This is a genomic window from Streptomyces cathayae, from assembly GCF_029760955.1.
Lineage (GTDB): Bacteria > Actinomycetota > Actinomycetes > Streptomycetales > Streptomycetaceae > Streptomyces > Streptomyces cathayae.
In genome coordinates, this window is sequence record NZ_CP121682.1 from 5422265 (window position 1) to 5434232 (window position 11968).

General features: G+C 69.6%; 12 protein-coding genes and 1 pseudogene. 7 read left to right on the plus strand and 6 right to left on the minus strand.

Going from position 1 to position 11968, the window contains the following annotated elements; all coding sequences use genetic code 11:
• Positions 1 to 24 precede the first annotated feature (24 nt).
• A complete protein-coding gene (locus tag PYS65_RS24705) occupies positions 25 to 291 on the minus strand; it encodes a protealysin inhibitor emfourin (RefSeq protein WP_279336132.1) in 267 nt (88 codons plus the stop codon).
• 21 nt (positions 292 to 312) lie between these two features.
• The gene (locus tag PYS65_RS24710) at positions 313 to 1383 is read right to left on the minus strand and encodes a M4 family metallopeptidase (protein WP_279336133.1); all 1071 of its coding nucleotides are present in this window, start codon (positions 1381 to 1383) and stop codon (positions 313 to 315) included.
• A gap of 339 nt (positions 1384 to 1722) precedes the next feature.
• Between PYS65_RS24710 and leuA the strand changes: the two genes are divergently transcribed.
• The 3 genes from leuA to PYS65_RS24725 all read left to right on the plus strand — a co-directional run bounded on the left by leuA (position 1723) and on the right by PYS65_RS24725 (position 5394).
• On the plus strand, positions 1723 to 3444 hold the full coding sequence (gene leuA / locus PYS65_RS24715; protein WP_279336134.1) for a 2-isopropylmalate synthase: 1722 nt from the start codon (positions 1723 to 1725) through the stop codon (positions 3442 to 3444).
• Positions 3445 to 3628: 184 nt separating this feature from the next.
• Positions 3629 to 4327 carry a TerB family tellurite resistance protein gene (locus PYS65_RS24720; protein WP_279336135.1) on the plus strand — a complete coding sequence of 233 codons (699 nt, stop codon included), beginning with the start codon at positions 3629 to 3631 and terminating at the stop codon, positions 4325 to 4327.
• Positions 4328 to 4416: 89 nt separating this feature from the next.
• Positions 4417 to 5394 carry an FAD-dependent oxidoreductase gene (locus tag PYS65_RS24725; protein WP_279336136.1) on the plus strand — a complete coding sequence of 326 codons (978 nt, stop codon included), beginning with the start codon at positions 4417 to 4419 and terminating at the stop codon, positions 5392 to 5394.
• Here PYS65_RS24725 and PYS65_RS24730 read toward each other — a convergent pair.
• The gene (locus tag PYS65_RS24730; protein ID WP_279336137.1) at positions 5384 to 6613 is read right to left on the minus strand and encodes a GNAT family N-acetyltransferase; all 1230 of its coding nucleotides are present in this window, start codon (positions 6611 to 6613) and stop codon (positions 5384 to 5386) included. The genes PYS65_RS24725 and PYS65_RS24730 overlap by 11 nt on opposite strands.
• A 258-nt stretch (positions 6614 to 6871) precedes the next feature.
• Here PYS65_RS24730 and PYS65_RS24735 point away from each other — a divergent pair.
• Positions 6872 to 7322 (plus strand): annotated as a pseudogene (locus tag PYS65_RS24735) (MMPL family transporter); the annotation flags it as partial.
• A gap of 150 nt (positions 7323 to 7472) precedes the next feature.
• Here the strand turns inward: PYS65_RS24735 and PYS65_RS24740 are convergent.
• Positions 7473 to 7760 (minus strand): hypothetical protein, encoded by a 288-nt coding sequence (locus PYS65_RS24740; protein ID WP_279336138.1) that lies wholly within the window; start codon positions 7758 to 7760, stop codon positions 7473 to 7475.
• A 369-nt stretch (positions 7761 to 8129) separates the two neighbouring features.
• On the opposite strand from PYS65_RS24740, the gene PYS65_RS24745 reads away from it, so the two are divergent.
• The 3 genes from PYS65_RS24745 (at position 8130) to PYS65_RS24755 (ending at position 10711) form a co-directional block, all read left to right on the plus strand.
• Entirely contained in the window at positions 8130 to 8723 is a 594-nt protein-coding gene (locus PYS65_RS24745; RefSeq protein WP_279336139.1) for an ArsR/SmtB family transcription factor, read from the plus strand.
• 11 nt (positions 8724 to 8734) lie between these two features.
• Positions 8735 to 8923, plus strand: coding sequence for a hypothetical protein (locus tag PYS65_RS24750; RefSeq protein WP_279336140.1), 189 nt, complete (start codon positions 8735 to 8737; stop codon positions 8921 to 8923).
• A 318-nt stretch (positions 8924 to 9241) separates the two neighbouring features.
• Positions 9242 to 10711, plus strand: coding sequence for a glycosyltransferase family 39 protein (locus PYS65_RS24755; protein WP_279336141.1), 1470 nt, complete (start codon positions 9242 to 9244; stop codon positions 10709 to 10711).
• A gap of 131 nt (positions 10712 to 10842) precedes the next feature.
• Here the strand turns inward: PYS65_RS24755 and PYS65_RS24760 are convergent, their stop codons facing one another.
• Entirely contained in the window at positions 10843 to 11097 is a 255-nt protein-coding gene (locus tag PYS65_RS24760) for a DUF397 domain-containing protein (RefSeq protein WP_279336142.1), read from the minus strand.
• Positions 11079 to 11912 (minus strand): helix-turn-helix domain-containing protein, encoded by an 834-nt coding sequence (locus PYS65_RS24765; RefSeq protein ID WP_279336143.1) that lies wholly within the window; start codon positions 11910 to 11912, stop codon positions 11079 to 11081. The genes PYS65_RS24760 and PYS65_RS24765 overlap by 19 nt, the downstream gene beginning before the upstream one ends.
• Positions 11913 to 11968: the final 56 nt, after the last annotated feature.

Genomic DNA, 11968 nt, shown 5'->3' on the forward strand with positions numbered 1-11968 from the left:
CAACGCCCCTGCGGACAACGGTGGTTACGCGCCCTCCTGGAGCACTCTGCTGATCAGCGTGCGCTGTTCCTCGGTCAGCCGGGGGTCCGCGCAGTACACGGTCCTCCCGTCCACGGTGATCCGATAACTGAAGCCGTCCGGCACCCCGGCCGGCGGTGTGCCCCGGCCCGTGGCCACGGCCCCCTCGGCCAGGGCGTGCCACTCGGGCGCGTCGGCCCGTCCCGAGGTGTCCACCTCGGCCTGCCGCTCGATACCGGCGAATCCGCCGGTGCGTGTCACCTGGATGCGCATGGGTCCGTGTCTAGTACGGAACTACAGCGTCCGCACCCCCACCCGCTCCCAGGCCTTCGACACCGCCCGCAGTTCCTCGCCCTCCCCGAACCGGGCCCGCGCCGCCTCCACCGTCAGCGTCGCGAAGTCCGTGAACTGCGCGTCCTGCGACAGCTCGCCACCGGTCAGCACGTCGTACCAGACCTGCCCCGCCCGCTCCCAGGAGTGCCCGCCGAGGGTGGTGGCGGCGAGGTAGAAGGCGTGGTTGGGGATGCCGGAGTTGATGTGGACGCCGCCGTTGTCGCGGCCGGTGCGGACGTAGTCGTCCATCGTCGAGGGCTGCGGATCCCTGCCGAGGACGTCGTCGTCGTACGCGGTGCCCGGCTCCTTCATGGAGCGCAGCGCCTTGCCGGTGACCCGCGGGGCGAGCAGCCCCGCGCCGATCAGCCAGTCGGCCTCGCCGGCGGTCTGGCCGAGCGTGTACTGCTTGATCAGGGCGCCGAAGACGTCCGAGACCGACTCGTTGAGCGCGCCGGACTGGCCGAAGTAGTCCAGGTTGGCGGTGTACTGGGTGACGCCGTGCGCGAGTTCGTGGCCGATGACGTCGACGGGGAGGGTGAAGTCGAGGAAGATCTCCCCGTCCCCGTCGCCGAAGACCATCTGGTCGCCGTTCCAGAAGGCGTTGTTGTAGTCCCGGTCGTAGTGCACGGTCGCGACCAGCGGCAGCCCGGCGCCGTCGATCGAGTCGCGGGAGAACGCCCTGAGGAAGAGTTCGAAGGTGGCGCCGAGGCCCGCGTAGGCGCGGTTGACGGTGGCGTCCTTGCCCGGCTCCTCGCCCTCCCGGCGGGCCACCGCCCCCGGCAGCTTCGTGCCGTGCCGGGCGTCGTGGACGGTGCGGTGCGGCGTGCCGGACTCGGCCGCGGGGAGCGGGGCGGCGGGGGCGGCGCCGACGACCGTGGTCAGACGGCGCTGGGTGCGCTCGTAGGCGTCGCGCTGGAGGGTGCGGCGGGCGGGTCCGGAGAGTGCGGGGTCCTCGGCCTGCGCGAGCCGGTCGAGGACGTGCGGCGGAACGATGGTGCAGAAGACGGGCTCGAAGCCCCCGTTGGTGGTCATGTCCGGCACTCTTGCACTGTGTGATGCCATTGTCACCATCCGTGACCATGATGGATGAAAAGTGTGGTCGATCCCCGTGGTCGGGCGCTCTGAAGTGGTATACGGCACTTTTTGTCCCGTTTCTCCCTCTGGTCCCGCATACTGATACGGACGCTCGCACGGGCCTGTGTCTCGGTTAAGCTGCGCAGCATCATGCGTTTCGGGCTGCTTCTCCTTAGCTGCCGCGGTGAGGGTCTGCAGTAGGCCGACCCCCTCCCCGCGGAGTTCGGCGCTGCGCCGTCGGCCGTCCCTTCCGGTTTCGTCCCGGAGCACCGCGGACCCTCGAGGAGCCCACGCACCATGGCCAACCGCCAGCAGCCCAGTTCCATGCCGATCCACAAGTACGGCCGCTACGAGCAGGTCGACATCCCCGACCGGACGTGGCCGGACAACCGGATCACCACTGCCCCCCGCTGGCTCTCCACCGACCTGCGCGACGGCAACCAGGCCCTGATCGACCCCATGTCGCCCGCCCGCAAGCGCGCGATGTTCGACCTGCTGGTCACGATGGGCTACAAGGAGATCGAGGTCGGCTTCCCGGCCTCCGGCCAGACCGACTTCGACTTCGTGCGCTCCATCATCGAGGACCCGGACGCCATCCCCGAGGACGTCACGATCTCCGTACTGACCCAGGCCCGTGAGGACCTGATCGAGCGGACGGTCGAGTCCCTGAAGGGCGCCAAGCGCGCCACAGTGCACCTGTACAACGCCACCGCGCCGGTCTTCCGCCGGGTCGTCTTCCGCGGCTCCAGGGACGACATCAAGCAGATCGCCGTCGACGGCACCCGCCTGGTCGTGGAGTACGCGGAGAAACTGCTGGGCCCCGAAACGCACTTCGGCTATCAGTACAGCCCCGAGATCTTCACCGACACCGAGCTGGACTTCGCGCTGGAGGTCTGCGAGGCGGTGATGGACGTCTACCAGCCCGGACCCGGCCGCGAGATCATCCTCAACCTGCCGGCCACCGTCGAGCGCTCCACCCCCTCCACCCACGCCGACCGCTTCGAGTGGATGGGCCGCCACCTGTCCCGCCGCGAGTACGTCTGCCTCTCCGTCCACCCGCACAACGACCGCGGCACGGCCGTGGCCGCCGCCGAGCTGTCGCTGATGGCCGGCGCCGACCGTGTCGAGGGCTGCCTGTTCGGGCAGGGCGAGCGCACCGGCAACGTCGACCTGGTCACCCTGGGCATGAACCTGTTCTCCCAGGGCGTCGACCCGCAGATCGACTTCTCCGGCATCGACGAGATCCGTCGCACCTGGGAGTACTGCAACCAGATGGAGGTCCACCCGCGCCACCCCTACGTGGGCGACCTGGTCTACACGTCCTTCTCCGGCTCCCACCAGGACGCCATCAAGAAGGGCTTCGACGCCATGGAGGCCGACGCGAAGGCCCAGGGCGTCACCGTCGACGACCTCGAGTGGGCGGTGCCGTACCTGCCCATCGACCCCAAGGACGTCGGCCGCTCCTACGAGGCCGTCATCCGCGTGAACTCGCAGTCCGGCAAGGGCGGTATCGCCTACGTCCTGAAGAACGACCACAAGCTGGACCTGCCGCGCCGCATGCAGATCGAGTTCTCGAAGATCATCCAGGCCAAGACGGACGCCGAGGGCGGCGAGGTCACCCCGGCCGACATCTGGTCGGTCTTCCAGGACGAGTACCTGCCCAACCCGGACAACGCCTGGGGCCGCATCCAGGTCAGGAACGGCCAGTCCACCACCGACCGGGACGGCGTCGACACGCTCACCGTCGAGGCCACCGTCGACGGTGAGCCCACCGTGCTGACCGGCAGCGGCAACGGCCCGATCTCCGCCTTCTTCGAGGCCCTGCAGTCCGTCGGCGTCGACGTACGGCTGCTCGACTACCAGGAGCACACGATGAGCGAGGGCGCCTCCGCGCAGGCCGCCTCCTACATCGAGTGCGCCATCGGCGACAAGGTTCTGTGGGGGATCGGAATCGACGCGAACACCACGCGCGCCTCGCTGAAGGCGGTCGTCTCGGCCGTCAACCGGGCGGCCCGCTGAACAGCCGCTCCGAGAGGTCCGAGGGTCCCGCCCGCCGTTTCCGGCGGGCGGGACCCCGTCGGTTACCGGCCAATCCCCGCGCAGGTCACGGCAGGGTCTCGTCCGAGATGCTGACGAAGACTCTTCGATGTGGCTAACATCACGCAAGCGCGGCGACGAGGCCGGGGCGATGTGGAGGTGTGACGTGCTGCCAGGACGGGGACCCGACGACCGTGCCGCTGCCACCAGACTCTCGCGCCTGCTGGGCACCCGGACCGCGTGGCGGGCCGTCGGCGACGGGGAGTTCTTCTGCCCCGGCTGCGGCGGCGACCGCAACTACCGGCGGCTGACCGGACAGCGCCGCTTCACCCTCCTCGGCGTGCCCGTGGTGCCGCGCGGCACGGCCGGCCCGGTCGTCGAGTGCGCGGCCTGCCTGTGCCACTTCGGCACCGACGTCCTGGACCACCCCACCACCACCCGCTTCTCCGCGATGCTCCGCGACGCCGTGCACACCGTCGCCCTCGCGGTGCTGACCGCGGGCACCTGCTCGCGGGCGTCCCTGGAGACCGCCGTGGCCGCCGTCCGCACGGCCGGCTTCGACGACTGCACCGAGCACCGGCTGGCCGCGCTCGTCGAGGCGCTGGCCGCCGACACCGGCCGCTTCACCGGCGAGCCCTGCACGGCGGGCCTCGCCATAGAGCTCCACGAGGCCCTCGACCCGCTGGCCCCGCACCTCGCCGCCCCGGGCCGCGAGTCGATCCTCCTGGGCGGTGCCCGCATCGCCCTCGCCGACGGCCCCTACACCCCCGCCGAGCGCGACACCCTGGCCACCGTGGGCGCCGCCCTCACCATCTGCTCGGACGACGTGACCCGCCTGCTGACAGCGGCCCGGACACCGTCGTAGGCGACACGAGAGGGTTCCGGGGAGGGGAGCGGGATCCTCTTCCGGCGAAACGCGAAGCCGTTCCGGTGGCCGGTGCAACGACGATTTCCATGGGGCATGCAGTGACGGACCGTGTGGTGGTCATCGGCGCGGGTGTCATCGGACTGACGACGGCCGTGTGCCTGGCGGAGGGCGGCGTCGACGTCCAGGTCGTCAGCGAGCGGAAACCGGGCGAGAGCACCTCGGCCGCGGCCGGGGCCATGTGGGATCCCTACCTGGTGCGCCCCGCAGCCCTGGTGGACCGCTGGAGCCGGGCCACCCTGTCGGCGCTGACCGAGCTGAGCGCCGACCCCGACAGCGGAATCCGGCTGGTGGAAGGCACCCAGGAGTCCCGGACCCCGTGCGAGCCGCCCGGTTGGACACCGCTGGTCGACGCTCGGATGTGCACCCCCGACGAGCTCAGGCCGGGATTCGTCACCGGCTGGCGGTACCGGGCCCCCGTCGTCGACATGCCACGCTATCTCTCCCACCTCGCGCGGCGCCTCACAGCCGCGGGCGGGACGTTCCGCCACCACCGTTACGACACGCTCGACGAGGCCGTGCGGGAACCGGCCAGGGTCGTGGTCAACTGCGCGGGTGCCGGAGCCCGTTCCCTCGTACCGGATCCGTCCGTCGAACCGGTGCGCGGTCAACTGGTCGTGGTCGAGAACCCCGGCGTCCAGGAGTTCTTCTGCGACGACACCCCCGGCGCCGGGCCCCTCACCTACGTCTATCCCCACGCGGACACCGTCGTACTGGGGGGCACGGCGGAACCGGGCCGCTGGGACACGGAGCCGGACGGCGACGCGGCGCGGCTGATCGTCCGGCGCTGCTCACGCGTCGACCCCCGGCTGGCGGACGCCCGAGTGCTCGAGTGCAGGGTGGGGTTGAGGCCGACCCGGCCCGAGATCAGGTTCGCGGAGGAACTCCGCGAAGACACCGTGGTGCTGCACAGTTACGGCCACGGCGGCGGCGGGCTCACCCTGTCCTGGGGGTGCGGCAGTGAGACCGCGCAGAAGGCCCGGCTGGCGCTGGGGCTCACGCCCTGATCTGCCACTGCCCGCGGTGCTGGGCGATACCGGCCTCGGAGCCGTGGCGGGCGAGGTACAGCCACGTACGCAGCATGAGCGTCACGATCACGAGGAGGGCCCACGGCCAGCTGACGGTGCCGGTGGTCACCGCGGCCACCCCGAGGAGCGGAAAGGCGGCGGTCAGCGCCATGAGGGTGACACCGAGTCCGGTGTGCCGGAAGCGATGGGCGATGGAGAACTCGGACCACTCGTAACCGCCGATGGCGACGCTGAGCGTGAACGCCAGGACCAACGTGACCCACCGGTTGTCGCCGACCCCGGCGTAGATGACGGGGAGGGTGATCAGGAACGGCAGCACACCGCCGTACTCGGAGAGGACGTTGCCCCATTTCATGATCCGGCCGAAGGAGTTGGCGCGAATTCTGGCCAGCTCGCCCGAGGCACTCGCGTAGACGATCAGGGACAGCATGGTGCTGAAGGTCGAGCCGATGAGGATCAGCCGTACATCGTCGGGGAAACGGTCAGAGGTGAAGGAGATGCCCAGGAGAAAAGTGATCGCGGCCAGCAGGGCGCCGGAGAAGGAGATCCCCGCCGCGGCCTCTCCCGACTGAAGGGTCGCGGGGTCGTCCTGCTCGAACCGGGTGATCTCGAAGGCGGGGCCCTCGGCCAGGGCGACCACACCTGTCACCGCGTGGTCGGCGGGCTCCAGGGACTCCAGCAGCTGGTCCGTCAGGGAGACCGGCACCAGGTGACGGGCGTCGGGGTCGACGTAGTCGATCCGCACCTTGTGCTGGAACAGGAGGCGGACGCCGTCGTCCTGACCCGTCCTCAGTGTCCGGGCCCCTATGAACCCGCACGCCAGGAGGAAACGGGCCGAACGCAGTTCCTCCGTGCCGACGACGGCCGAAATCGTGGGACGTTCGCCCGGTGATTCCGGAAGTCCGTCCAGGACCTCCCTCAGCAGGCGGGAGCCGATTCCCGTCCGCCGCACATCGGGGCGGACGGCGACGACGTGCAACCGTATGTGGTCCGAGGAGGGTGTCTCCACGGCAACGCACCCCACCGGGACCCCGTCGGCCTCGGCCACCCGTACCCGCCCGTGGGCCAGGACGTGGTGCAGGACCTGGCGGGTGGGTGCGGCCGCCGACGTGGGCTCCGACTCCGTCCAGCCGGTCAGCAGGCAATGCAGTTCCGGTAACTCGGACGAGAGTGCCGCCCTCGTGGACAGCGTCGCCATGTTTCTCCCCCCGGCCCGCCTGGTGCCTCGAACGCCTTCGAGGCGTCAGAGGCATGGTCACGGCACGCACGTGTCGCGCGCAAGCCTTCCACCGGAGTCTGACCCGGCGCACTCCCCGTTACTCCTCGGGGAGTAGCCCGTCCTCCGCGCCACCCTCCGCAGTACCGGCCGGCTCGCTCTCGCGCCGGATGTGCCGGTCCTCTCGCGCCGGGAGTCTGGAGAGCGTTCCGGGCAGACCGAGTGGAGGGAGTTCGTCGCATGGGGGAGACGAGGACATGGGCACGACGGGGGCGCGCCGTGCCCTGGGGGGTGGTCGGGCTGTGGCTGGCCGCGCTCGTGCTGGTCGGGCCGCTGGCCGGGAAGTTCGGCGGCGTGCAGCAGAACCGGGCCGTCGACTATCTGCCCGACAGCGCGGACTCCACCCAGGTCGCCCGCATCCAGGACGAGTTGCCCGGCGGGGAGTCGACCGACCTGGTGATCGTCTACTACCGGGAGGGCGGGCTGACCGCGGCCGACCGGCGGACCGCCGCCGAGCAGATCGCCGAGGTGGCGGACGTCCACGAACTGTCGGGCGAGCCGCGGGGCGTTCCCTCCGAGGACGGCAGCACCCTCATGTACCCGGTCTCCAGCACCGGGCCCGGCCAGGACGAAGAAGCCCGCGCGGCCTTCGTCGACGAGGTGCGCGAGATCGCCGACGGAGGTGACGGCGGCGGTGGCGGGCTGAGTCCGCTCACGGCGAAGACTCATGTCAGCCGGATCATGGGCAAGCTGGCGGCCCGCGACCGGGCCCAACTGGTCATCGTGGCGTACGAGTCGGGCCTGGTGGCACCGGGCACACCGTGACCGGCGCCACCGTCGCTCAGAGGGCGTGGGCCAGCCAGCGCTGGATCGTGTTGTTGATGTTGCCGGGCAGGGCGCTGAGCCGGTCGATGGCCTCGCGGTCCTCGGGCCGCGGCGGGATGCCGGCCGCCGTCAGAGCCGCGTGCAGCTCCAGCCGGCGCCGGTCCTGCGGGTCGATGGCGACGTCCAGCCGCTCGCCGGAGCGTGGTGGCGTCAGCTGGTAGTCACCGAAGCCGCTCCCGTCGAGGGCGTAAGGGTCGACGAAGGCACGGTGGTCGGTGCCGAACTCGTAAGCGGAGGCGGTCACGTGGGTCTCCAAAGGATGTCGGTCTACCTCACAGGAGACCGTCTCGGAGCCCACCTCGGTGGTACCCCCGCCGAAATGTCACGCCAACAGAGCCATAGCCAGTTCATCCTCACGTCGGACCAACAGCCCGGTGGGAGAAGGGAGATGAGGTGACGCTCCGTGGCGCGTACGACAGCGGTCGTATTCGCACGACTCGACGGGCCTACCCGCAAACGCATGAATCGAACCCCTCGTGCACAACTGCGCCACATCCTCGCAGGTTGTACCCGCGCGCCTCGTGAGCGACATCGGGAAGGGCGCGGACCATCCAAAGAAACCGTTGCAAAGAAAGTGTTGCAACGGGTTCTTTGGAGCGCTACCGTCGGTGTCATGGACGGTTCCCGGGATCCACAGGACACGCAGCTCCACAATCTCGACGCCCGCTCGCTGCGCGGGCTCGCGCATCCCCTGCGGATGCGGCTGCTGAACGCGCTACGGCGCAGAGGGCCGGCCACCGCGTCGCAACTGGCCGAGAAACTGGGGGAGTCCAGCGGCGCGACCAGCTATCACCTGCGTCAGCTCGCCGCGCACGGCTTCGTCGAGGACGCGCCGGAGCGCGGCAAGGGGCGGGAGCGGTGGTGGCAGGCGGTCCACCGGGGCGTGCTGTTCGACGGAACGCTGCTCGAGGACCGTGACCCCGAGGTGCGCGGCGCCGCCGACCTGTTCCTGCACGAGGTCGCGAACACCCACACCCAGGAACTCGCCACCTGGCTCGGTACCCGCCACGACTGGTCCGAGGAGTGGAGGCGCTCCTCGGACATGAGTGACTGGACGCTGAGCCTCACCCCCGAACGCGCCCGCGAACTCAGGGACCAGATGTACGAGCTCGTGGAGCGCTACCGGACCCTGGCCCCCGACGAGGACACCCCGGACGTCGAGCAGGTGCGTATCCACACGCACCTCATCCCCACCCGCACGGACTGAGAGGCCGCCCGATGCACTCCGAGACCCATTTCGCGCTGCACCGTCTCCGCGACACCGAACTCCGCACGCAGGCCGAGGAGTACCGTCTCGCCGCCTCCGTCGGACGCCCCCGGGCCCTCCGGACCCGCCTCGGCTGGACCCTCGTGGAGTTGGGCCTGCGGCTCGCCGCCGTCCCCAGGACGGCAGCCACCGTGCCCTAGTGGTCCAGCGGCCCAGCGGAACCCGCGGCTCGGACAGCGAAATCCTGCTGGAGTGCCGGAGCCCGACCGGGTCAGCCCCGCTCGCACTGTCGGTCCGGTGGGGGCGGAGGGGACTTTCACAGCGCCGACAACGCCAACCCCGCATCGTGCACGGATGCTTCGGAGGCTCCCGTGAGCAGCCTCACACGGGGCGTGCGGAGTGGGCCTTCCCGGTAGGATCATGTGAGTTCTGCCGGCCTGTCCGTCACTCGGATTCACGCCGAACACCGCATTGTGCGAACGACTGCGTGGAATTGACTGGCCGGGGGCGGACCAACAGTGACGAAATTAACGGCTGTCCGTCCTTGGCGCTGCCACCTTCTTGTCTGGCTGATTCCGTTCCTCTGGACCGTCACGTTCGGTCTGTGGGGGCTGTCGCGGCAGCGCAGTGTCTGGCGGGACGAGGCCGCGACCTGGCAGGTCGCCCTCCGGTCCACTGGCGAGATCGTGCGCATGCTGGAGCATGTCGACGTCGTGCACGGTCTCTACTACCTGGTCATGCATGGGCTGTTCGAGTGCTTCGGTCCGTCGACCACGGTGTTACGTCTGCCCTCCGTGCTGGCCGTCGCGGTGGGAGCGGCATGTGTGGCGGCGCTCGGGCGGCGGCTGGGCGGGAGTCCGGTGGGCCTGGGCGGAGGCATGGTGTTCGGGCTGCTCCCCTCCGTGCAGTTCTACCTCCAGGAGGGCCGTCCGTACGCCCTGGTGGCGGCCGGGGCAGGGCTCTCGACACTGCTGCTCGTGGCGATGCTGCAGGCACGACGGGACCGGTGGGCGTGCTGGGCTGTCTACGGCTGCACGATCCTCGTGTGCGGCCTGCTGAACTGGCTCTCGTTGCTGATTCTGCCCGCGCACCTGGCGACTCTGATGTGGGCACGTGTCGCGCGCGGGACGTGGGCCCACTGGGCCGTGTCATCCACGGTCGCAACGGCGGGCGCCGCACCGCTGATTCTTTTCAGTCGGGCCCAGTCCGATCAGGTGTCCTGGATACCGCCGCTGACCTGGCACATGTTGATCGGGCCGGCGATCCTGCTGTCGATCGCCGGCCTCGGGACCCTTGTGGACCGGCCCCGAGCGGGACGGCTTTCGGCGGCGACCGTCGGGCTGCCACTGCTTGCGGTTCCGCAGCTCGGTCTCATCGGGATCTCCCTGTTCAAGCCACTGTTCGTGGACCGGTACGTCCTGTTCAGCCTGCTGGGCCTGGCCCTGATGACCGGTGTCGTCCTCGGCGCGCTCGTGCGGGCGGTGTCACGGCGCTCGTGGAGCGCGTCGCGGTGGGTCCTTCCCGTCGTGATCGCCGTCGTGTCGGCCGCTCTGCTGCCACAGGCGTTGGCGAAGCGTTCGCCGCAGAGCCGCGTGGACGACGTCCTGGCAGCGGCGGCGCAGGTGGAGCGGCTGAAGGAGCCCGAGGACGCCGTGCTCTTCGTCCCGGCAGCGCGGCGGGACACCAGGATGGTCTCCCCGCATGCGTTCACAGGTCTTCAGGACATCGCACTGGAGGAGACCCCGGAGCGTTCCAGAACGCTGAAGGGCGTGGAGCTGTGCCCTGCGCGAATCCGGACGGAGATACTCGCCCGGCAGCGCGTCGTTCTCGTCACCGACGCGGCGGAGGTGTCGAAGCCGATCATTTCGGTCCGGGACAAGACGAAGATCTCCACGCTGCGGAAGTACTTCACGACGGTGGCCGACGAGCAGGTCCGCGGCCGGAGAGTGACGGTGTACGAGAGGCTCACGCACGGCCACCCGTCGTGACCTCTGCCCACACCGTCTTTTTCCGGGCCTCTGAGGACACGGGGTGACGTCCCGACGGTCGGCGAGGCGGTCCTCGACGAGGTTGCCGCGACCAGGGTGTGAGTGGGTGGTGCGGTGGCAGTGAGTACGCGTCAGCGGGAACGCGGTGCAGACGTTCTGGTCGTGGGTGTGGAGTGGGGCTCGCGGTGGTATCGGTCCCCGGCGGCGCCTATGAACTCCGACCAGGCCGCCGCCCCGACCACCAGCACGGGCCCGTCGGCCACCTTGCTGTCCCGGACGGGGACGACGCCGGGGAAGCCGTCGGCGACTTCGACGCAGCTGCCGCCCTCGCCGTTGCTGTGGCTGCTCTTGCGCCAGCGTGCCTCGCTCAGGTCGTACTCGCGCATCGTCTGAAGTCCTCCGCCGCCGACTCGACCAGGGCCAGGGACGCCTCCGGCGACAACGCGGCGACCCTGAGCAGATCGTATGCGCGCTGCGCCCGCTTCACCACGGCCGGGTCATCGACCAATGTTCCCGAAAACGATGTCTCTGTATAGGCGATGGGCGGCGCGTCGTCGAAGTCCATGAGCGCAAGCATCCCGCCCATGGAAGGGTGGGCTCCTTCCGAGTACGGCAGCACCGCCACCACCGCGTGACGCTCACGCATCAGCAGCGCGATGTGCTCCAACTGTTCAGCCATGGCTGCCCGGCTGCCTACGGGCATGCGCAGCGTGTTCTCGTGCAGAACGACCCAATACTCGGGGCGTGTTGCGTCCCTGAGGATGCTGGCCCGCTCCAAGCGAGCGGTAACCTTTTCCGCAACGTACTCATCGGTGACAAACGGGTTGGCTGCCACGGTTACCGATTGGGCGTATGCCGCCGTCTGGAGGAGGCCCGGCACCAGTGTGGGCGCGAACTCGCAGACCTTTGTCGCCAGCCTCTCCAGCTCCACTACTTCTGCGAAGTAGTCCGCATACCGGCGATCGTTGATCAGCTTCCTGCACAGTCGCTCGAAAATACCGTCGGTTTGCAGTGTGTCGTCGATTCGTTGGGCCACGTCCAGTTGGGGTTTTCGGATGGCCTGTTCGAATTGGCCGATGTAGCCGCCGGAGACGAAGACCCGCGCCCCCAGCTCCACCTGCGTGAACCCCGCTTCCTCCCGGCGCCGCTTCAGTTCCGTGCCGAAGAACTCCCATGCCGCCTGGCGTGAACCGTTGGCCATTGCTGACTCCTTTCCCAAGCTCTTTGCGCAGCCCGTTACTTGTAGGCCGCACCCCT

Bases quoted from the DNA above. Each gene is read 5' to 3' on its own strand.
- PYS65_RS24705 (WP_279336132.1), bottom strand. From the start codon at position 291: ATGCGCATCCAGGTGACACGCACCGGCGGATTCGCCGGTATCGAGCGG.
- PYS65_RS24710 (WP_279336133.1), bottom strand. From the start codon at position 1,383: ATGACCACCAACGGGGGCTTCGAGCCCGTCTTCTGCACCATCGTTCCG.
- leuA (WP_279336134.1), top strand. From the start codon at position 1,723: ATGGCCAACCGCCAGCAGCCCAGTTCCATGCCGATCCACAAGTACGGC.
- PYS65_RS24725 (WP_279336136.1), top strand. From the start codon at position 4,417: ATGGGGCATGCAGTGACGGACCGTGTGGTGGTCATCGGCGCGGGTGTC.
- PYS65_RS24730 (WP_279336137.1), bottom strand. From the start codon at position 6,613: ATGGCGACGCTGTCCACGAGGGCGGCACTCTCGTCCGAGTTACCGGAA.
- PYS65_RS24745 (WP_279336139.1), top strand. From the start codon at position 8,130: ATGGACGGTTCCCGGGATCCACAGGACACGCAGCTCCACAATCTCGAC.
- PYS65_RS24750 (WP_279336140.1), top strand. From the start codon at position 8,735: ATGCACTCCGAGACCCATTTCGCGCTGCACCGTCTCCGCGACACCGAA.
- PYS65_RS24760 (WP_279336142.1), bottom strand. From the start codon at position 11,097: ATGCGCGAGTACGACCTGAGCGAGGCACGCTGGCGCAAGAGCAGCCAC.
- PYS65_RS24765 (WP_279336143.1), bottom strand. From the start codon at position 11,912: ATGGCCAACGGTTCACGCCAGGCGGCATGGGAGTTCTTCGGCACGGAA.